This is a genomic window from Brevibacterium sp. (assembly GCF_031179145.1).
GTDB lineage: Bacteria > Actinomycetota > Actinomycetes > Actinomycetales > Brevibacteriaceae > Brevibacterium.
This window is the reverse complement of the sequence record NZ_JAPSIB010000008.1, coordinates 61,466-81,434: the sequence shown is the minus strand read 5'-3', so window position 1 is coordinate 81,434 and position 19,969 is coordinate 61,466. Positions and strand designations below refer to the sequence as shown.

At 65.2% G+C, this 19,969-nt stretch carries 16 protein-coding genes; 4 read left to right on the top strand and 12 right to left on the bottom strand.

The window, feature by feature from the left end:
* The first annotated feature begins 151 nt into the window (after positions 1 to 151).
* From RIT73_RS07880 to RIT73_RS07870, 3 genes are all read left to right on the top strand, one after another.
* Complete coding sequence (locus tag RIT73_RS07880; protein ID WP_309131524.1) at positions 152 to 1,243, top strand: NYN domain-containing protein; 1,092 nt, start codon at positions 152 to 154, stop codon at positions 1,241 to 1,243.
* 497 nt (positions 1,244 to 1,740) lie between these two features.
* Positions 1,741 to 5,004 carry a choice-of-anchor G family protein gene (locus RIT73_RS07875; protein ID WP_309131523.1) on the top strand — a complete coding sequence of 1,088 codons (3,264 nt, stop codon included), beginning with the start codon at positions 1,741 to 1,743 and terminating at the stop codon, positions 5,002 to 5,004.
* A 225-nt stretch (positions 5,005 to 5,229) separates the two neighbouring features.
* Positions 5,230 to 5,400 (top strand): hypothetical protein, encoded by a 171-nt coding sequence (locus RIT73_RS07870; protein WP_309131522.1) that lies wholly within the window; start codon positions 5,230 to 5,232, stop codon positions 5,398 to 5,400.
* Positions 5,401 to 5,486: 86 nt separating this feature from the next.
* On the opposite strand, the gene RIT73_RS07865 is transcribed toward RIT73_RS07870, so the two are convergent.
* From RIT73_RS07865 to RIT73_RS07810, 12 genes are all read right to left on the bottom strand, one after another.
* Positions 5,487 to 6,095, bottom strand: a complete 609-nt coding sequence (locus tag RIT73_RS07865; RefSeq protein WP_309131521.1) for a hypothetical protein — start codon at positions 6,093 to 6,095, stop codon at positions 5,487 to 5,489.
* A 9-nt stretch (positions 6,096 to 6,104) separates the two neighbouring features.
* Positions 6,105 to 7,166, bottom strand: coding sequence for an FUSC family protein (locus RIT73_RS07860; protein WP_309131520.1), 1,062 nt, complete (start codon positions 7,164 to 7,166; stop codon positions 6,105 to 6,107).
* A gap of 111 nt (positions 7,167 to 7,277) precedes the next feature.
* Positions 7,278 to 7,967 carry a peptidyl-tRNA hydrolase gene (locus tag RIT73_RS07855; protein WP_309131519.1) on the bottom strand — a complete coding sequence of 230 codons (690 nt, stop codon included), beginning with the start codon at positions 7,965 to 7,967 and terminating at the stop codon, positions 7,278 to 7,280.
* A complete protein-coding gene (locus RIT73_RS07850; protein WP_309131518.1) occupies positions 7,964 to 9,175 on the bottom strand; it encodes a serine hydrolase domain-containing protein in 1,212 nt (403 codons plus the stop codon). The genes RIT73_RS07855 and RIT73_RS07850 overlap by 4 nt, the downstream gene beginning before the upstream one ends.
* A 96-nt stretch (positions 9,176 to 9,271) precedes the next feature.
* Positions 9,272 to 11,338, bottom strand: coding sequence for a transglycosylase domain-containing protein (locus RIT73_RS07845; RefSeq protein ID WP_309131517.1), 2,067 nt, complete (start codon positions 11,336 to 11,338; stop codon positions 9,272 to 9,274).
* Between the two features lie 228 nt (positions 11,339 to 11,566).
* Positions 11,567 to 11,911, bottom strand: a complete 345-nt coding sequence (locus RIT73_RS07840) for a hypothetical protein (protein ID WP_309131516.1) — start codon at positions 11,909 to 11,911, stop codon at positions 11,567 to 11,569.
* Between the two features lie 99 nt (positions 11,912 to 12,010).
* Positions 12,011 to 12,649 (bottom strand): M23 family metallopeptidase, encoded by a 639-nt coding sequence (locus RIT73_RS07835; RefSeq protein WP_309131515.1) that lies wholly within the window; start codon positions 12,647 to 12,649, stop codon positions 12,011 to 12,013.
* A gap of 116 nt (positions 12,650 to 12,765) precedes the next feature.
* Positions 12,766 to 14,544, bottom strand: coding sequence for an ABC transporter ATP-binding protein (locus tag RIT73_RS07830; RefSeq protein ID WP_309131514.1), 1,779 nt, complete (start codon positions 14,542 to 14,544; stop codon positions 12,766 to 12,768).
* A complete protein-coding gene (locus tag RIT73_RS07825) occupies positions 14,541 to 15,491 on the bottom strand; it encodes an ABC transporter permease (RefSeq protein WP_375294985.1) in 951 nt (316 codons plus the stop codon). The genes RIT73_RS07830 and RIT73_RS07825 overlap by 4 nt, the downstream gene beginning before the upstream one ends.
* Positions 15,488 to 16,441, bottom strand: coding sequence for an ABC transporter permease (locus tag RIT73_RS07820; protein ID WP_309131513.1), 954 nt, complete (start codon positions 16,439 to 16,441; stop codon positions 15,488 to 15,490). The genes RIT73_RS07825 and RIT73_RS07820 overlap by 4 nt, the downstream gene beginning before the upstream one ends.
* Position 16,442: 1 nt before the next feature.
* On the bottom strand, positions 16,443 to 17,990 hold the full coding sequence (locus RIT73_RS07815) for an ABC transporter substrate-binding protein (protein ID WP_309131512.1): 1,548 nt from the start codon (positions 17,988 to 17,990) through the stop codon (positions 16,443 to 16,445).
* A complete protein-coding gene (locus RIT73_RS07810) occupies positions 17,987 to 19,066 on the bottom strand; it encodes a TetR family transcriptional regulator (RefSeq protein WP_309131511.1) in 1,080 nt (359 codons plus the stop codon). The genes RIT73_RS07815 and RIT73_RS07810 overlap by 4 nt, the downstream gene beginning before the upstream one ends.
* Before the next feature lie 275 nt (positions 19,067 to 19,341).
* Here RIT73_RS07810 and RIT73_RS07805 point away from each other — a divergent pair, with 275 nt between their 5' ends.
* Positions 19,342 to 19,944, top strand: coding sequence for a GNAT family N-acetyltransferase (locus RIT73_RS07805; protein WP_309131510.1), 603 nt, complete (start codon positions 19,342 to 19,344; stop codon positions 19,942 to 19,944).
* Positions 19,945 to 19,969 lie beyond the last annotated feature (25 nt).

Genomic DNA, 19,969 nt, shown 5'->3' with positions numbered 1-19,969 from the left:
CGTCCAGCAACCGTCCGATTCCCTGACTCTAGAGCCGGAGCCGGTGACTCGCCAAAGTCGCCGAGGTGATCTCCACCTGCCCCCTGGCCTGCACCGATAGAGCGTGCTCCGCTAGGATGAGGATCCACCGCAATCAGGAAGGTGTCAGCCAATGGCGATCGAGCAGAGTGCAGTCTTCATCGACGCCGGGTTCCTGCTCGCGGTCGGCAGCTCCAGAGTGACAGGCACATCCCTGCGCTCGGCGACCCTCGTCAACACGGAGGCGCTGATCAAGGGAGTCGTGGAGGCCACCGCGCGCGACTCCGGACTCGAGACGCTGCGAGTGTATTGGTACGACGCGTCGAAGGACGGCGTCTTCCATGAGTCGCACAAGCGCATCGCGCTCATCGACGACGTCAAGGTCAGGCTCGGCCGCATCGGTGTCAATGGCACCCAGAAAGGTGTCGACCTGCGAATGGGCCTCGACCTCGTCGAGATCGCCCGGAACGGCGCAGCCCGAGTCGCGTACCTGCTCACCGGTGACGACGACCTCGCCGAGGCGGTCGAAGCCGCCCAGGACCTCGGCATGAAGGTCGTGCTCGTCGGCATCGAGAACGAGGCCCACTACCTCAAGGTCACCTCCGTCGCCGAACACCTGGCGATGCAGGTCGACCGCATCATCACCCTGCCCAATGAACTGATCACCAGCTGCTTCACTCCCCGCACCCGGATGAAGCACTTCCCCGAGGCGACTGGCGAGGCACCGGTGCCGCCCGCTGTCCCTGTTCCGGCGCCGATGCCTCGGCCGCCGCAGAGTCCAGTGCCCACGCCGTTGACGGTACATGCGCACCGGTCCCGTGGATCACAGCATGGATCCGATCTGGGAACGCCCGCAGCACCCGCCGACCGGCAACCTCCGACGGAGCCCACGGAGGCGGTCGCACGAGCCGCGCGCCCATCCCCACGCGACGCTGTCGGTCCCGTGCCCGGTTTCTCGACCGACCAGGCCAAGGTCGCCGCTCTGCAACGGCTGCTCGATGTGGCCGCAGAAGTCGGACGCAGTGTCGCCGAGAGTTGGTACGACACCTGCACAGAGGCGGAACTGGAAGAGGTGCTCAGCGATCGCCCCAATCTGCCGATCCACATCGATGCGACTCTCCTCCGGGACTGTGCTGCGCAGATCGGCGAGTATGACACCGACAGGCAGAGCGTGAGACAGAAACTGCGGAAGACGTTCTGGGAGCACATCGACCTTCTTCACTGATTCGTTACCTGAAGGTCTCGATAATTCATCCCGAATCCGTGACATTCGGGTGAAGTTCAACTTTCAATTATTTGTCGCCGGTTGTTCATAAAGCCGACGCAATCGTCGTCAGAGGCAAAGCGTCTTGCCCTCAGCGCAGGAGGGCAGTCGCGTTCTCTATATCATCGATCCGCCAGAATACGGGGCACAGCCGAGTCCGAGAGTCCGGCCCCTAGTTCAATGCGCCCAAACGACTACGGACGGTAGAACCGACCCTTGAATTCGAGAATTTCGCACTGAATACGAACTATGACGTTACGTTACGGTAATTGTAACGGGACCGTAACAGTTTTCGTTACCAGACCATGACATTCACGTCAGGTCTGTAGTGTTGTGAGGGATCTACCAGGAGACTGCCCGTTTCCATCAAGGTTCGAGTCGAGAATCACGTGGGTACTGTTGTGCCCCCGCTCGTTTCGGACGAGGAGATCGTCCAGTTTCAAACGATGTGGAGGAACATGAAGATGCTCCCTGGCCGGCTCAAGCCCGGCCGTAAGACAGCAGTGGGTGCGGTCGCAGCCGCTACCGCACTGGGGCTCACCGTGATGACAACGTCACCCGGTATGGCCGCTCAAGTAAACCCCGATGAGGACGCCGAGGCGTTCGCTCAGTTCATCGATGCCGATGCTCTGTCCGCCGAGGCGCTTCAGGCCGTCACTGCGTACAACAGCTCTCCTTCCAACGAGGGCGAGACCGTCGCTCCGATCAACGCCGAGGCCCTTGGAGGCCTCGCGGGTCTGACCATTCCCGGAATCGACGTTCCGATTGTCAGTGCCCCCGACGGTGGCGGATTGATCCAGCTCGGTGAGGCCGGTGCTCTCAACTCCTACTCGCAGTCGACTGCGGCCAACCAGGCACTGGCCAGCTCTGGTGCTGTCGGCGCCGATGGTGCTCTCAACGTCGACGACACCAACGAAGGTTCGTTCAAGAACGCCACGATCGACCTCACGGACGTTCTCGGCCAGGCCGGCATCGACGGTCTCAGCGATCAGCTCGTTGACGAACTGTCCCTCGAACTCGGCGCCATCGGTTCGACGGCTGAGTCCGATGGAACCACCACGACTTCGGAATACGTCGTCGCGGATGGAATCCTCACCCTCTCGAGCCCGGCTGTCGCCGGTATCTCTGCAGAGCTCGACGAACTGGTCGCCACGACAGGCGCCACGCTCGAGGGCGCTCTCGGCGAAGCAGGCCTGGTCGACGACCTCGTCGCCCTGGGTGTCGATGTCAGCCTGCTGGGCAACACCATCGCCATCGGCGGAGAAGGTGCCACCGTCAGCGTTGAGGTTCGCGACGCGCTGGACGGTGTCGTCGAAGACGTCATCAACGAGCAGCTCGGTGAAGAGGGAAGCCCAGTCCGGGTGAACCTCCAGAACGGTGAGATCACGATCGATCTGGCCAAGATCGTCAGCGGCCCCGGGGCGACGGACCTCAATGGTCTGGCTCCCAACACCCAGGTGCTGACCTCGGAGACCATCTCCGCGATCACCACCGGTGTTGCCGATGCTCTGGGCGAAGTGGGCGGCAAGCTCAACACCGCGCTGACCAATGCACTCAATGATGTGCACGTCATCATCGAACTCCCGGCTGAGGTCTCAGCTGCGATCGTCGGTGTGATTGCAGAGGGCACCGTCACCATCGATGCGACCCTCGGACAGCTGGCGGGAACCGATCCTTCTGATCCTACGATCACCTCCGACCTGGAGGTTGTAGGACTGCCTGTCGGACAGATCGTCACGGCCATCACCGAGCCCCTGCTCAATGCGGTCCTCGCGATCACTGAGCCGATCATCGGTGGAATCCTCACCTCGACCGCTGAAGAGATCTCGGGCTCGGTCACCGGAATCGTCGATCCGATCCTCGCATCGCTCGATCCCGTGTTCGCAGGCCTCAACCAGGTCGTCGATCTCACGATCAACGAGCAGCCCACGGTCAAGGATCCTGCTGAGGACAGCGAAGTCAAGGGCAACGGCACCAACGGTGACGGCTTCACCGTCAACGCTGTCAGCCTCGAACTGCTGCCGGCAGCTGCCGCCGTCGATGTCAACCTGGCTTCGTCCTCGGTTCGTGCGAACGCTGAAGTCGTCGTGCCGGACCCGGATGCGAACACCAACGCCGCAGCTTCGGCTTCGGCTTCGGCCACTGCTGATGCTGACAACGATCCGGCCGCACAGGTAGCAGCCCAGGCTGCCGCCAACGAAGATGCGACCACCACCGAAACGGCAGCCGCCGACGTAACCGCGTCTGCAGCAGCTGATTCGGCCGCCAACGAGACCGCATCTACCGACACCACGGCCGATGTGACGACTGATGTCAATGCTGCAGCGAACGAGGCAGCAAATGCATCGGCTCAGGCTGACAACACGGATTCGACGAACGCTGATACCTCTGCAGCTGCAGATGCCAGCCCGAACGCTGCCTCGGCCGCACAGGCTGCTTCGATTGCAGACTCGTCGACTGATGCTTCTGTCGAAGCAGCAGCGAACGATGACGCAACCGCTGATCCGGCCGCTGAAGCCGATACGAACGTCAATGCAGCAGCCTCGGCTTCGGCATCGGCTACCGCTGACAGTGACAACGATCCGGCCGCCCAGGTCGCAGCTCAGGCTGCTGCCAACGCGGATGCATCGACCGATGAGACCGCCGCTGCCGATATCTCGGCAGAAGCAGCAGCTCAGACGGCCGCCAATGAATCCGCATCGTCCGACACGACGGCCGACGTGTCCGCTGACCCGAACGCCTCGGCGACGGTGGCAGCAGACGCCGCAGCACTGGCAGATAACTCAAGCTCGACGACCGCTGACACCACAGCGGCCGCCGACGCCGATCCTGCCGCTGCAGCCGCCGTTGCAGCGACCGCAGATTCGTCGACCACGGCTTCGGCTACCGCCGCTGCCAACGCTGACGACTCGGCAGTTGCCGACGCTTCGCAGGATGAAGCAGCGAATGTGAACGCCTCGGCGTCCGCAGCCGCTTCCGCCGATGCTGACAACAATGAGAACGCCGTTGCTGAAGCTGCAGCTCAGGAAGCCGCTCTCGCAGATGCGACCACCACCGCATCCGCAGCAGCTGACCCGAACGCTCAGACCGCAGCACAGTCGGCAGCGAACGAGACCGCTTCTTCCGAAGCCTCGACCGATGCCACGACTGAGGCCAACGCTTCGTCGCAGGCCGCTGCAGTTGCAGCTGCCAACGCCAACGATGAGGACACCGCGAACGCTGACACCACCGCAGCCGCTGACGCCAACCCGGCAGCAGCAGCTTCGGTCGCAGCCAACGCAACCTCGTCGGACGACGCCTCGGCTCAGGCTGCAGCGACCGCTGACGCCGACGCCGATCCAGGTGCAGCCGCTACGGCTGATCCGGCCGCAGCAGCAACTGCAACCGCTGACCCGTCGGCAGCTGCTGAAGCAGACGCTGACCCGGCCGCCGCCGCAGAAGCTGATGTCGAGATGGAAGCAGCCGCAACCGCTGACTCCGACGACGCCAAGGATGCCAACGCTTCCTCGGCAGATGACTCGGACAAGGCTTCGGCTTCGACCAACGCAGGCGCTTCTGCAAGCGCTTCGACTGGCTCGAACGCCTCGGCCAGCAGCAACGGTGGCGACCTGCCTCGCACCGGTATCGATGGAACCCTGGCGCTGAGCGGCCTCGCGGCTCTGCTCCTCGCCGGTGGTGCCGCAGCGATCCTCGTGACTCGCCGCAATCGCACCAAGATCTGAATCAGTTCACACTGACTCAGTGACGTAACCGCTGAACGGCGGGGTTGAAGTGAAGACTTCAACCCCGCCGTTCGGCATTCATCGACCAAACCCACTTCAGTGACTCGCTGAGGTTTGGGGCGGGAGAGCGGGCATTCGCCGCTCTCCTGCCCCAAACCCTTGTCACCCGACGTGACCCGGGTTACGGTCAGTACAAGCACTGGACGACAGAATGAGGTGAGTCCAATGACCGGAGTCAATGAAGACCACTACCAGCCCTCCACCCATCCCGGAGACATCATCGAGGTGTGGGACGAAGAGCAGGGGAAGATGGTCAAGCAGCGCATCATCCTCGACGAGTTCGGCAACGGCACGAAGACGCGTCCTCTCGACGAGGGCGAAGACGACGAGCTCTAGATCCACCGGCGCGCGTCGAGCCTCACGTCCAGCGTCAGACAGTACGATCGACGCCCTCGCGGATGTCCGCGTCGCCGCGGCGTTGGTCAGCCTCGGCGCTTGATCGAGTTGCGTCCGGTCACGAGCAGCCACAGGCCGGCCGCCGAAACCACGATGCCGGCACCGGCAGCAATGATGTCCGCGGGGACGACGCTCCCATCCTGCACCTCGGTGATCACAGTGAACAGAGCCCCCGCCCCGAAGACCACACAGGCAATTCCGGCCAAGCGCAGCGTCAGCGCGGAGCGACCGAGGACGAGTAAGAGCAGGTAGACCGCGAGGAGCAGCAGCGCGCCGAACCCGAACACGATCTTCGCAACCCGTTGGTCGGGCTCGTCCCCTGCTGTGATCAGGCAGAAGATCCCCACGCCGCCCAGCATCACCACCGGAATGCCGATCTGCAGGGCGAACTTCTGCACGGCAGTGACGAGGACATACGACCTGCCCAGCAGCGTCGAGATCTCGCGTCCGCGGGACGATCTGCTCTCATGGCGGATCTGGACGGTGAGGGCGATGATCGGCCACATCACCAGCACGAGGAACCCGAAGAACCCCAGAAACACCGCGAATGTGCGGGCTGCCGTGTCGATGAGTAGCCCTGCGACGATGATCAGGCAGGCTCCGGGGAAGACGGCCGCCAGCAGTCGTGCTCTCAAACCCATCATTCACGCAGCCTTTCGTCGCCGAACGAATCGCACGCCCGGGCTTCTGGGAGAGCTGAAGAACCCGACGACGAGCACCACCGCGATGCCGACCAGAGCTCCCAGCAGGGTCTCGAGGCCCCGATCGATGATCAGCGTCGAACGTGGAATGGGATTGGCCAGCTGAGTCATCAGCAGGATCATCGGGGTGAAGAACGTCAGCGCGAAACCGTAGTTCCGTGGCATGAGGTACTCGGTGGGGAACTGCAGCAGGATCACCGGGATCGCCAGCATCATCGGTGACGGATCCGGCAGCAGGATCAGCCCGGTGAGGATCAGCCCCGAGAATGTGCCCAGCACCCGGTGAACACCCCGGGCGATGCGTCCCGGAAGATCGGCGGCGGCCAGGGGCACCGCTGCCGAGGCCATCGCCCAGTACGCATGATCGCTGATCAGCCACGCGCCGAGGAGACCGCCGGCTCCCACGGCCACCGCGTAGGTCACGGCGTGCCGGATGATTCCCCCGGCGCGGGGACCGCGAAGGTCGATGATCTCGCGTTTGGCTCCGGTCTTCCACCTGCGGCTGCGGAACCAGCCGAGGAACCCGACCGCGATGGCGAAGGCGGCTGCGGCAAAGCTGATCGCGATGGGAATCCAGATCGGCCCCAATGGTGGAATCGAGGCACAGGCCCCGAGGGCGAAGATCCCGAAGAACGGCCCACCGGGCCGAAGTGAGGCGCGGTCGGCCAGCACGGAGCCGGCGGCCGCGAAGAGCGATTCGATGACGATGAGACCCCACAGCGGTGTGTCGAACCACGACAGCACCACTCCCCCGCTGACCCCGGCCAAGAGCAGGCCCGCTGCCTGCACCTGGTGGATGACGCGCAGCTGATGGGATTCCCCGCGCCCGTACAGTCCGCAGAATGCCCCGAAGACCGCATAGACGATCAGTTCAGGATGACCGATGACTAGGAGGATCAGCGACGGCACGGCCACGCCGATCCCGACGCGCAAGGGAGCCCGTCGATCCGAGTCGGCGGGAGCCATGATCAGCGTGCTGCGGAAGAACTCAAGGATTCTGCGCATCGCACCGGCACGAATGAAGAGGAGAAGGCACGGTGATACTGTACCGTCCCTTCAGCACGAGGACCGCCCCTCTGTCACGAGGACCGTCCGCACAGCACCAGTGCCGCACCTTCACCACCACGCGCGGGTGGTCTCCGTCGGTCCGTCCACCTCGGTGAAGCCGGCATCGGTGACGCTCACCGGCCGCGCATTCACGGCCCAGGACTCCCGCGTTGCGGTCACCACCCGAGTGCTGAAGCCGGAGTCGCGCCAGCGGGCACGCACCTCGGCGGGCATCTGCTCATAGGCCAACTGAGCGGCGTGACCGCACTGCGCGGCGGCCTTGCCCGTCGTCAGGGTCTCCAGGGGCGTCACCTCGATCGTCACGACCGCCTCGGCGACAGGAGTCGCACTTTCCCCTTCGTCGGGGAACTCCGTCCCTCCCACCTGCAGCTTCGCCAGTTCCCTCGGCAGGGGCCGCACGGGCCCGGGCGGGAACACGAGCACCTCGGCGGGGGCGCAGTCGTCGGTGCCTCCGTGGGTGACGGTGATGCAGCCGAGCGCCTGCGCGTCGGCGAACTGCTTGCCGTCTCCGCGGCGCACGACTTTGCGGATCGCGCCATCGCGCCAATGCTCGAGGGCCTCGTACCACTCCCCTCCGGGCTGAGCGCGGGAGTCGTCGAGGAAGGTGACGACGGCACGGGCCGTGGCTTCGAGCACGTCGATGTGTCGGGAGAGCCGAGTCTTGGATCGCCGGACCACAATGGGCAGTGACCAGGGAATCTCGTGGTCGTGTTCGTGCCTGCGCATCTGCTCGGTCATGATGTCCGCATTCCGGCGAGCGCCTCGAGGAGGTCCTTCGCCCGCCGGTCGGCGGCGTCGCTGAGCATCTCGTTGGTGAGGAACGAGAACCCCAGACCATGCTCCGGCCACGCCCCGTGGATGCTGCCGCCGGCACCGGAGTGGCCGAACGCCCTGCTCACCGGTCCGTACGTGCCCGTCGGTTCGGCGAGTTCGTAGCCGAGACCGAAGTCCAGCGGCCGGTCGGTGAGGCAGTCGGTCCCGGAGGCGCGCGGGCTCGTGGCGACTTCAAGAGCCTCCGTTGCCACGATGCCCCCGCCGAGGTGACCGGGCGTCACCAGCAGTGAGTAGAGTTTCGCCATCGCGTCGGCAGTGGCGATCGCGCCTCCTGCCGCAAGCTCGCCGGCGTGGAACTCCCGAGAGTTCATCAGCAGGCTCGGCGACAGCAGTGAGGCGTACATCCGGTCGATGACGTCGCGGCGCTGCGGGTCGGTGACCTGCGGAGCGACCCTGTACCCCGGTGCTTGGATGATCGGGGCGACCCGGTCCTCATCCTCTGCGACCAGGCCCAGGTGGAGGTCGAGGCCGAACGGTTCGGCCAGGTCCTCCCGCAGCCACTGGGCGACGCTGCGGCCCGTGGCGCGGAGGATGATCTCGGACATCAGGTATCCGTAGGTCACACCGTGGTAGGCGATCGCCGTTCCCGGTTCCCACTGCGGCCGCTGGCCGGCGAGGATCGCAGCCATCGCCCGCGAGTCGAGGAACGCCCACTTCCCCTCCCCCTCTCGGGGACGGTTCTGGGCGTCGAGTGAGGGATCGGGATCGACGTAGGGCAGCCCGACCGTGTGGGAGAGCACGTGGGCGACGGTCACCGATTCCTTGCCCGCGGCCGCGAACTCCGGCCAGTATCTGCTCACGGGGGCCTCGACGTCTAGAAGCTGTGCCCCGACAGCCATCGCGGCGATCGTGGCGACGAGCCCCTTGGTTCCGGAGAAGACCACTGCCAGAGTGTCCGGACCCCAGGACCGCGCCGAGGTGTCCCCGCGCACTCCTGCGACGCCGGCGCACAGCCGTAGGACCGGTTCACCTGCGCGGTAGACGCTGAACTGCATCCCACCCCGGCACTGGGCCGCGTGCCGGTCGAATGTCTCGATGACGGCTGTGCGGACATGAGCGGGCAGCGCCTCGCCGGCACGCTCGTCGTTCGACGACACTTGCAGCTGCTCCACTCGTCCTCACACCTGTCCGCTGATGCCCGTTCCCGTCCAGGGACCTTGCCAGACTGCCATCCTAGCCAACCGCTGTGCTCTCCCCGGAACCTGCGCTCATGTGCCCGGGTTGGGGAAACCCGTGTTGCCCTCCGTGTGGCGGACCGCCTTGCCCATGATCGACTGCCAGGTCTTGCCGGAGATCGTCGCTCCGAAGATCTTCCCGTCAACAGCGCCCGCCCCGTCCTTGCGCCAGTCACGGTTCCGCTTCGGGTCCCCGGTCCAGACGAACGTGGAGAGCGAGCGCGTGTATCCGCCGAGCGAGGTCGACCCCACCTCGAAGTTCGTCGTCCCGGTTTTCGCCGCTGCCGGTGCGCCGATCTTCAGATCCTTCGTGGTCCCGCCGTTGAAGGTCTGGCTCATGACGTAGGCGACGCCTTGGGCCGTCTTCTTGTCGAGCGCCTGTCGGCAGCCGGCCGAGGGCACATCGACTTTCTTCCCGTCCTTGGTCGCGACCGAGTCGATGGGGGTCGGCCGGCAGTACTCGCCGTCAGCGGCGAAGGTCGCGTACGCCGCAGCCATGTCGATGGGCGCGACCTGGACGGTGCCGAGGATCGAAGCGGGTCCGAGCGCGGGGATGTAGCCGTCGTCGCGGGCGGCGTCCAAGGGGGTGCCGCTTCCGTACTTGACGCCCAGCGACTGAGCGTTGTCCATGATGCCGCACATGTTCAGCTGATTCCCCATGGCCGCGTACCCGGTGTTCGCCGAGGTGCGGGTGGCGTCGAGAGCCGACATCGACGAGCTGACTTTCGTATCCTCGGCGTTGCGCGGATTCCATTCGCCGCCCATCGACGGGCAGCCTTCGTACGTCCATGAGTCCGGGGAATAGCTGCGGCGGTTGGCATCGACGGTCTCGTTCAGCCCATGCCCCTCTTTGAGCCATTGGGCGAGCACGAACGGCTTCCACGTCGATCCCACTTGGAAGCCGTTGGCGCCGTTGAGGCTGCGTCCGACGTTGTAGTTGATCTGGGTCTGGGAGGAGTCCTCTGCCTCACCCGCCGAGTAGTCACGGTTCTGGGCCATGGCGATGACTCGCCCGGTGCCCGGTTCCACAGTCACCGACGTATGCCCGGCGTGCGAGGCGTCGTCGACGGGCACCCGGTCCTTGACCGCCTTGTCCGAGATGTCCTGGATGTCGGGATCGAGGCTGGTCTTGATCGTCAGCCCTCCGCGGCGCAGCAGCTGCTGCCTCTCGTCCTTGGTCTTGCCGAAGCTGTCATCGTTTTCGATGATGCGCTGCACATAGTCGCAGAAGTACGCCTTGTTCCCTGCGGCTGCGCAGCCGTTGCCGGTCTCATGGATGTCGAGGTCCAGTCCGGTCTTGCGTGCCTTCTCGTACTGGGCATCATCGATGAATCCGTGCTGGTGCATGAGTGCGAGCACAGTGTTGCGTCGCTCCAGCGTGCGCTCGGGGTGGCGTTCGGGGTTGAATGCCCAGGGATTCTGGACGATGCCCGCCAAGGTGGCCGACTGCTGGATGTTGAGTTCGGAGGCAGGCACTCCCCAGTAGCGCTGGGCGGCGGCCTCCACGCCATAGACGTTCGGCGACCCCGAGTAGTTGTTGATATTGAGATACCGGTGGAGGATCTCGTCCTTGTCGTACTGGTTCTCCAGTGCGACCGCGAGCTTCACCTCACGTGCCTTGCGGGCGTAGCCCTCACCGCCGGTCGATTGGATCGCCTCGGCATAGCCCTGCTCGTCGCCCTCCGCGTACGCGTTCTGCGCCAGCACGTTCTTCACATACTGCTGGGTCAGCGTGGAACCGCCTTGAGTGGAATCGGAGACCATGTTGCTCACCGCGGCCCGGGCAATGCCCTGCATGTCGACACCGTCATGCTGGTAGAAGCGATAGTCCTCGACCGCGACCGTGGCGTCCTTCATCTCCTGAGAGATGTCGTCGAAGCCCACTTCCTGCCGGTTCTGCCAATAGAACGTGGCGATCTCCGAGCCGTCGGCGGCCAACATCCGCGACTGCTCCGCGAGCGGCCGCTCATCGAGCTCGGCGGGAAGCGAGTTGAAGATGTCGACACCCGCCTCGGCGCTCGCGGCTCCGAACCCCACGAAGGGAATCGCCATCCCGGCTGCCAGGATCCCGGCGGCGCAGCTCACAGCGACGAACTGCATGAAGGCGCTGGTCCGCGGAGTGGGACCTGCCGGTGCTGACTGTGGACGAGAAGCATGAGTGCGAAAGCGGATAGCGGAGCCCCTTCAGTGATCGGAGGCCCCGAGCAGGCGCCTCGGCGTTTCGGGGTACAGGATACTTGTCCTTTTCGAGGATGCAATGACTGCGACCGGGGAGCACCGTGAGAGCACGGTTCACTTCCGCGTGCGCATTCATCGACCGGCGGCTGATCAGGCCCCGCCCGAGGCGGCTCCGACACACAGCACGAGTCCGATGATCGATACGACGGCCATGCCGATCATGGACACAGCCATGACCCGCAGGCGGACCTTCCCCGGTCGCACAGCGAAACGGGCAATGAGCAAGGCAAGGTACAGTCCCCCAGCCACGGCAATTGTGGCGATCGCGTAGGGAATCGCTGGGCCCCCGGAGGCAATGATCGTTGCCAGCACGCCTGCAATGACGATGAGGAACAGCCCGCCCGCGACGATCCAGACAGTGCCGGAGGAGCTTCGAAGCGCAGGCTGATCACTGATACGACTTGAGTCGAGCGGCTCGTCAGATCTGTCTTCCATATCTGACGAATGTACCGATCGAACCTCCGTGAGGCCATGGGACGACGAGACTCAGACGACGTCCCCGCAAGTCCGACACCACTGCCCTAGTCGCACGTGTCAATCGTGCCGATGATGGTCGACGTCGACGATCTCCCCATTGCGCGGCAGAACTCCTCGGAACGTCAGCGGCACAGCGCGGGCGTAAGCGACATCAGGACTGTCGAGCACCTGCACATGCACGTGGGGCTCGGTGGAGTTGCCGGAGTTCCCACACCGGCCGACCGGGTCACCGACCCGCACTTTCTCCCCCGGCCGCACCTGAACACTGCCGCTGCGCAGATGGCAGAGTGCGACGATGACACCTTTGTGTTCGATGAACACGTGATTGCCGGCCAGTTCCAACCAGCCTGCTCGGGCTCGTCTCTGCTGCGTGAGCATATACGTGATCGAGGGCAGGCCGCGGTGAGCGGCGTGGTCGGGCTCCTCATCGTGGGCAGCAATGATGGTCCCCGCAGCCGGAGCCAGCAGCGGGCGCCCAAACCCGGGAAACCTGTCCGGTGGCTCAGGGCGCACGAGAGAGGAGAACGTCAATGGGGCTGTCCCTCCCGTGCTGTCGACAGGGACGAAGTCGATGGCGTATGAGCTCGCGAATGCTGCCGTCCCGTGGCTCGGCACCTGATCGGCCGGACTGTTCTGCACGAGCCATCGGCCGGTGAACGGGTACTCGATGTCGAGTGGCGTTGGCGCAGGTCCCATGCAAACATCTCCTCACACGCTGGACGCTGGTGCCGACCGGTCCGGTGCGAACGGAGTCCCTAATCGCACCATGACGGCGAGCACAACACGATGCCACGCAGGCCCGCGCCAACCCCTCAGAATTTCGGCACGTCGTTGATGAGCTCCCGAGTGTATTCGTGCGTCGGGTTCTCCAGCACCTCGCCGGTGGGTCCGTAGTCGACAATCTTGCCCTTGTTGAGCACCGCGAGGTTGTCCGCGACGTGCCGCGACAGCGCGATGTTGTGGGTGACGAACAGCATCGCCAGGTCCCGCTCCTGCCGCAGGGTCCGCAGCAGCGCGATGATCGACGCCTGCACGCTGACGTCGAGCGCCGAGGTGATCTCATCGCACACGAGCACCGACGGCGCATTCACCAGAGCCCGGGCGATCGCTGCGCGCTGCCGCTCACCGCCGGAGAGGTCGCCGGGCCGCCGGTGATAGAAGCTGCGCCCCAGCCGCACTGCGTCGAGCGCATCCTCGACCTTGGCCTTGCGAGCTGCGGCATTGTCCTCGCCGCTCATCTCCAGCGGGACCGACAGCGACTGCCCGATCGACCGCCTCGGATTGAGCGAGGAGAACGGCGACTGGAACACGTACTGCACGCCCACCCGCTGCTCGTTCGTCCGCTTCCTCGTCGAGGGCGCCATCGTCTCACCCCACAGCTGCACCTGCCCCGAGTAGTCGTCGTTAAGACCCGCGATGCAGCGCGACAGGGTCGTCTTGCCGGACCCGGATTCGCCGAGGAGCATCGTGCACTCCCCCGGGTTGAGAGTGAGGTTGATGCCGTCGAGGATCTGCGCCTTCCCATAGGCCAGCGCCACGTCCTTAGCCTGCAGCAGCGGCGAGTCCATCAGGATCGTCGTGGTGCGCTCACCCGAGGTGTCCTTGTTCGAGGTGTCCTTGTCCGACGTCCCATCGTCCGGGGAGTCCTCCGCCGAGGTGGCTTCCTCCTTCGTAACCGCCGTTGCCCCCGCCGCGGTCATCCCGCCGGACCCTTCGACGGCGCCAGCGCCGATGGTCTTGCGGCCGGCGAGGTCGGGCACGGCGGACATGAGCATCTGCGTGTACTCGTGCTGCGGGTTCTCGAGCACCCCGGCGACAGGTCCCTCTTCGACGAGGTCGCCGCGCAGCATCACGGCCACCCGGTCGGAGATCTCGCGGATCACCGCGAGGTCATGGGTGATGTAGAGGCCGGCGACATCGTTGGCCACCGTCATCCGCCGGATCGTGTCGAGCACGACCGCCTGGGTGGAGACGTCGAGACCTGTGGTCGGCTCATCGAGGATGAGCACGTCGGGGTACATCGCGAAGGCCATGGCGATGCCGATGCGCTGCTGCTGGCCGCCCGAGAGCTGGTGCGGCCACCGCTTCTGGTACGCCTTGTCCCCGGGCAGACCGACGTCACCGAGCACCTCGGCGACCCGGGCGCTCCGCTCGGATTCGGAGCTGCCGAAGCCGTGGATGTCGAGGACCTCCCTGATCTGCTCGCCCACCCGCATCGCGGGGTTGAGCGAGAGCGCGGGGTCCTGGGGGATGTAGGCGATCCGGGAGCCGCGCAGGGCCCGGACGGCCACCTCGTCGAGTGCGACGATCTCGACGGCGTTCTCATCGCCGCGCGGCCACAGGCTCACCGACCCCGACGAGTATCTCAGCCCCTCCCGGAAGTGCCCCATGCAGGCCAGGCCCGCCGTGGTCTTGCCGGATCCGGACTCGCCGACGAGGCCGAGGATCTCCCCGCGTTTGAGAGCGAAGCTGACCCCGTGGAGGATCTCGTCGTCGGCATTCGTCGAGATCCGCAGGTCGGTCAGCCGGAGGACGACGGAATGATCGCCCGCCTCGGTGACGGTGTCTGTGGTGGTCGGGTTCGTGGTCATGTGTTCTCCACTGAGGTCGAGGCGACCGCCCGGGCGAAGGAGTCCGCGAGCAGGTTGGTGCCGATGGTGAGCACGGCGATGGCGAAGACCGGGAGCAGCACGCCCCAGGGCTGGACGCTCAGCGCGATCCGGTTCTCGTTGATCATCAGACCCCAGTCGGCGGCGGGCGGCTGCAGGCCGAGACCGAGGAACGACAGCGAGGCGATGTAGCCGATCGAGTAGGTCAGACGCAGACCGGCCTCGACGCTCAGAGGTCCGGTGATGTTGGGCAGCAGCTCACGGACGATGATCTTCCAGCGCGGCACCGCGTACATCTCGGCGGCGAGGATGTAGTCCTCCGTGATCACCCCGAGGGTCGCCGAGCGTGCCACGCGGGCGATGCGCGGAGCGTGGGTGATGCCGATGACGGTGACGAGCACCCATCCCTGCGGCCCGAGGACCGTGATCGCCAGCAGCGCGAACACGAGCTGCGGGATGGCGAGGATGACGTCGTTGAGGCGCATGATGATCGAATCGAGGACTCCCCCGGTGTAAGCGGCGATCATCCCGATGATCGTGCCGAGCACCATGCCCAGGACCGTGGCGAGCAGGGCGTAGACGAAGAGCGTGAGACCGCCGGCGAGGAACCGGCTGAGCACGTCCCGGCCGAGGTTGTCGGAGCCGAAGATCCCGTACTCGCTGAAGGGCTTGGCGACGAACTCCGTTGCGGTGTTCCCCGTCGCCCACGGCAGCAGGAGCGGCCCGAAGATGGCGAAGGCCAGGACGACGACGGTGATCGTCAAGCCGATCCGGCCCTGTTTCTGCGCGAGCACCCGCTTGAAGAACGGACGGTACGTCGTCTGCGACTCCTTCGGCACCTCCGCCGAGGCGAGCGCCAGGCCCTCTTCCATCGCGGGGACCGCCCCGGGGCCTCCGGCAGCGGTGTCGGTCGCGGTGTGCTTGGTCATGCTGCACTCCTCAGTTTCGGGTTGGTGAGGATGCCGACGACGTCGGCGGCGAGGTTGACGACGACGTAGACGGCGGCGACGAGCATCGAGATCGCCTGGACGACCTGCACGTCGCGGTAGGTCACGGCGTCGATGAGGGCCTGACCCAGACCCGGGTAGCGGAACAGGAACTCGACGACGACCACGCCGCCGGCCAGCCAGGCCAGCTGGATGGCGACGACCTGTGCCACGGGGCCGAGTGCATGGGGCAGGGCATGGCGCATGATCACCCGCTGTTCGGGCACACCTTTGAGGCGCGCCATCTCCACATAACCGGAGTCGAGGACCTCGATCATCGTCGCTCGCATCATCCGCACGATGTAGGGGGTGACGACGAGGACCAGGGTGAGCGTGGGCAGGACCAGCTGCAACGGCAGGTTCCACACGGGTTCGCCGGGCGGCGCCAGGGTCACGGCAGGCAGGAACTGGAACACCGAGGTGGCGAACAGCGCGATGAGGCCGATGCCGATGACGAACTCCGGCATCGAGGCGAGGATGAGCGAGACCATCGTCGTCGCCTGGTCTCGGCGGCGCCCGCGGTGCAGCGCCGACCAGACGCCGATCGCGATGCCCAGCGGCACCGAGATGACGCCGGCGAGGAGCATGAGGACGAAGGACGCGCCGATCCGCTCACCGATGAGCTCTGAGACGGGACCTCCTGAGGCAGTCGAGGTGCCGAAGTCGCCGACGAAGAGACCGCCGAGCCAGCTGAAGTATCGCTGCCAGGCGGGCTGGTTGAGCCCGAGCTGTTCGTTGAGCGCCGCGATGCGCTCCGGAGTGGCCTGCTGGCCGAGGATCGCGCGGGCGGGGTCGCCGGGCAGGAGCAGGGTGGCTCCGAAGACCAGCAGCGAGACCGCGAGCAGGATGAAGGCCGAGAGGATGAGCCTGCGGCCGATGACTTTTGCGAACATGTCAGACCTTTCCGATCCACACTCGGTCGAAGCGCCAGCCGGACAGCGGACGTCCGGTGGCGTTGGGCACGAGTCCGCCGACGTACTTCTGGAAGGCGTCGACCTGGTTGGCGAATCCCCAGATGATGTAGCCGCCGCGGTCGTAGAGCATCTGCTGCAGCTCGTGCTCGAGGTTCCTCCGCTCGTCGACGTCCGGAATCGCCCGCGCCTTGTCGAAGACCTTGAGGAACTCCGGGTCGTTCCAGTGGGTCTCGTTGAACGGCGACTCCTCGAGGCAGCAGGCGATCACCTGCGGCATGAAGTCTCGGGTGTACCAGAAGTCCTGCGCGAAGTCCCATTGCAGGTACTGGTCGCCGAAGAACGTCGTCACATCCACCCGCCGGATCTTCACCCGGATGCCCGCTTCCTTGGCCTGCTGGGCGAAGACCTGCGCCGATTCGACGGCGCCGGACTGGATGGGGGCGGTGACGAGCTCGACGTCGAGGCCGTCGGGGTAGCCCGCCTCGGCGAGGAGCTCCTTGGCCTTGGCGATGTCCTGCTTGCGCTGCGGGAAGTCGGGGTAGTTCGCGCTCAGCGGGCCGAACATGTCGTTGCCGATCGTGCCGAACCCGGACAGGACCTGCTCGATCATCTGCTCCCGGTCGACGACGAGCCGGAATGCCTGCCTCACTCTCACATCGTCGAAGGGGGCTTTGTCGACGCGCATCGTGAACGGCAGCCACATGCCGGTCTCTGAGTTGAGGATGTTCATGCGCTCATCGGCGTCGATAACCTCCACGAGGGCGACGGGGATCTGCGCGATCGCGTCGACCTGGGTCGAGAGCAGGGCGTTGATGAGGGCATCGGAGTCGTTGAAGTTGAGCAGCGACACCTCGTCGAGGTATGTGTCCTCGTGTCCCCACCAGTGCTCGTTGGGCACGAGCACCGTCGACTGGGCCGGAGTGAACGATTTGAGCTTGAACGGGCCCGAGCACACCGGGTTGGTCGGGTCGTAGTCGACGGGCACGATCCCCGCGGTGTATTCGGCGACTGCGTCGTTGAAGAGTCCGTTGGGTTCGCTGAGTCGGAATTCGATGGTGCGATCGCCGGTGGCGACGACCTCGTCGAGCATTGTGAAGTTCGCCGCCGCGGTCTTCGGATCGTCGGGGTCCGTGATCCTCTTGAACGTGAAGATCACGTCGTCGGGGGTGATGTCCCTGCCGTCGGAGAACTTGACGCCCTTCTTCAGCGTCGCCGTCCACACGGTCGCGTCACCATTGGACTCGAGGGACTCGGCGAGCAGGGGCACGACCTTGGCGTTGTCGTCCCACCCGTAGAGGGCGTTGTACATGTTCACGGTGCGGCAGACGTCGCCGTTGTTGACGGGAATGTGCGCATCGATGGTGTCGGCGGAGTTTCCGCCGGTGAGGCCCACCCGCAGGGTTCCTCCCTTGACCGGTTCGCCGGCGTCGATGGCGGCTCCGGTCTGACCTCCGCAGGCGCTCAGTCCGAGCAGCGCACTCACCGAGAGCCCGGCGCCCAGGACTTGTCTTCGGTTCGGTGTAGTCATCTCTCCCCTTCGTCGGGTTGTTGAGGTTCGTCGGGTTGTTGAGGTTCGTTGGGTTGTTGAGGTTCGTCGGGTTGTTGAGGTTCGTCGGGCTGGTGGAGTATGTGGGCCCGCAGGTAGTCCTCGAGCATCCCGAGCGCCTCCTCATCGGTGATGGGTATCTGCCCGGTGGCGCGGGCGATGCCGAGCCCGTCGATGAAGATCGACAGGCTCTTGACCATTCGCAGGGTGTTCCCGGTCCGGATCGCCCCGACCCTCTGCCCTGCGGAGATGACTCCGGCGACGACGGCGAGCCATTCGGTGTAGACAGAGGTGAGGTTGAGCCGGGAGCGTTCGTCGACGACGGCGCGCGACCAGCTCTGCAGCCAGATCGACCACACCCGGCGCACACCCTGGTCCGTGCCGGCGTGGAGCCAGGAGAAGTGGCGCAGGGCCGCGATCGGGTCCTTGGGCGCGGTCAGGTCACGGGCGCGGGTGATGATCTCAAGGGAGTAGCGCAGCGCGGCCTCGAGCAGTTGGGTCTTCGTCCGGAAGTGGTAGTTGACGGTGGATACGCTCAGCCCGCAGGCAGCGGCGATGTCGCTGGTGGGGACGTTGTCGATACCGCGATCGGCGTAGAGCTCCCACGCCGCGGCGACGATGCGGCGGCGGTTCCGCTTCCCCTTCGACAGCCACTGGTCGCTGTCGACGGCGGTGGCGGCCGGTTCGACGGTGATCGTTGATCCGGCGCCGGACGATGCGGTGAACGTCTCGCTGCCAGTGGGGACGGCCGTGGATTTGAGCGTGGCCCCGTCCGCGGGCTCGGCTTTGAAGTTCGACACCATCCGTCGCCGAGGTGGCTCCCCGGTCCGTCCGGTCGTCAGCCAGTCCGTGGTGACATTGGTCAGGGATGCGATCCGGGAGAGCTCCTCCACCCGGAAGTTGCGGGTGCCGGCCAATGATTTGGAAAGTTTGCTCGGTTCGATTCCGATCCTGCGCGCGACCTCGCTGTGGTTGATCCCCGCGGCCTGGATGGCCCGACGCACGCGCGTTCCCAAGGTGCCCGGGTCGCCCTCTGCATCATTGCCGGTCGAAGTCACCCTTATAGTTCTACCAGGTCTTGCGATTAACGCAATGGTTTCTATGAGATTAAGTAGTTTTCGTTACCGACAGCGCGCCGCATCCACAAGGACCGGTATCTCATTCACCTCTCCCCCGTCCTCGCCCATCATCTCGATCGCGTTGCATCTGCCCGAAGTCACGCGGAAAGGTCGTGCAATTGACGCAACGCCAATGAGTAGACTCATCGACCAGGCGAGCCATCAGACCGATGAGCTCCCCGCGATGATGCTCGCCGAGCAGAGGAGCTCACATCATGACTGCGCACAACCATTCTCAGCGGCCGGCCGAGACTGATGCCGGACCGACCGATTTCGTTCACCAGGCACTCCGGACGGACATGATGACTCCCCCTGAACTTCACATAGTCCCAGTGGGCCCTGCCGACTGGCGGCAATTCCGGAGCGCACGCCTGGAAGCGTTGGCAGAATCTCCTGAGATGTTCGGGTCCACGCTGTCCCGGGAGGAAGCCTTCGACGAGCAGGAATGGCGTCGACGCGCAGCACGTCCTGTGTCGTTCCTGGCTTCACGCGGTGACCAGGTCATCGGCCTCACCGGAGTTCACGAATTCGACGGCGTCTGGGTGGTTGTCGGCATGTGGGTCCCTCCGGGGGCGCGGGGAACCGGAGTGGTGGATGCCCTGATGTCGGCCTGTGAGAAGGTCGCTCGCCAAGCGGGCGCAGACACGCTCGTGCTGGGCGTGATGGAGGAGAACAAGGCCGGTGTCAGAGCGTATCGCCGCCTTGGATTTCAGCCGACCGGAGCAAGTGAGTTCGTCTGCGACAAAGGTTGCGAATTGTGGATGAGGAAATCGCTCCTGACTCCTGGTACGCCACCAGCAGGCGAATCGACCAGGTGATGGACGCGGCACCTGCCTCAGAACC

Excerpts from the sequence above, each read along its gene's own strand:
- RIT73_RS07860 (WP_309131520.1), bottom strand. The coding sequence starts at position 7,166 with ATGCGCAGAATCCTTGAGTTCTTCCGCAGCACGCTGATCATGGCTCCC.
- RIT73_RS07825 (WP_375294985.1), bottom strand. The coding sequence starts at position 15,491 with ATGACCAAGCACACCGCGACCGACACCGCTGCCGGAGGCCCCGGGGCG.
- RIT73_RS07845 (WP_309131517.1), bottom strand. The coding sequence starts at position 11,338 with ATGCAGTTCGTCGCTGTGAGCTGCGCCGCCGGGATCCTGGCAGCCGGG.
- RIT73_RS07830 (WP_309131514.1), bottom strand. The coding sequence starts at position 14,544 with ATGACCACGAACCCGACCACCACAGACACCGTCACCGAGGCGGGCGAT.
- RIT73_RS07855 (WP_309131519.1), bottom strand. The coding sequence starts at position 7,967 with ATGACCGAGCAGATGCGCAGGCACGAACACGACCACGAGATTCCCTGG.
- RIT73_RS07875 (WP_309131523.1), top strand. The coding sequence starts at position 1,741 with ATGAAGATGCTCCCTGGCCGGCTCAAGCCCGGCCGTAAGACAGCAGTG.
- RIT73_RS07820 (WP_309131513.1), bottom strand. The coding sequence starts at position 16,441 with ATGTTCGCAAAAGTCATCGGCCGCAGGCTCATCCTCTCGGCCTTCATC.
- RIT73_RS07835 (WP_309131515.1), bottom strand. The coding sequence starts at position 12,649 with ATGGGACCTGCGCCAACGCCACTCGACATCGAGTACCCGTTCACCGGC.
- RIT73_RS07870 (WP_309131522.1), top strand. The coding sequence starts at position 5,230 with ATGACCGGAGTCAATGAAGACCACTACCAGCCCTCCACCCATCCCGGA.
- RIT73_RS07805 (WP_309131510.1), top strand. The coding sequence starts at position 19,342 with ATGACTGCGCACAACCATTCTCAGCGGCCGGCCGAGACTGATGCCGGA.
- RIT73_RS07840 (WP_309131516.1), bottom strand. The coding sequence starts at position 11,911 with ATGGAAGACAGATCTGACGAGCCGCTCGACTCAAGTCGTATCAGTGAT.
- RIT73_RS07880 (WP_309131524.1), top strand. The coding sequence starts at position 152 with ATGGCGATCGAGCAGAGTGCAGTCTTCATCGACGCCGGGTTCCTGCTC.
- RIT73_RS07815 (WP_309131512.1), bottom strand. The coding sequence starts at position 17,990 with ATGACTACACCGAACCGAAGACAAGTCCTGGGCGCCGGGCTCTCGGTG.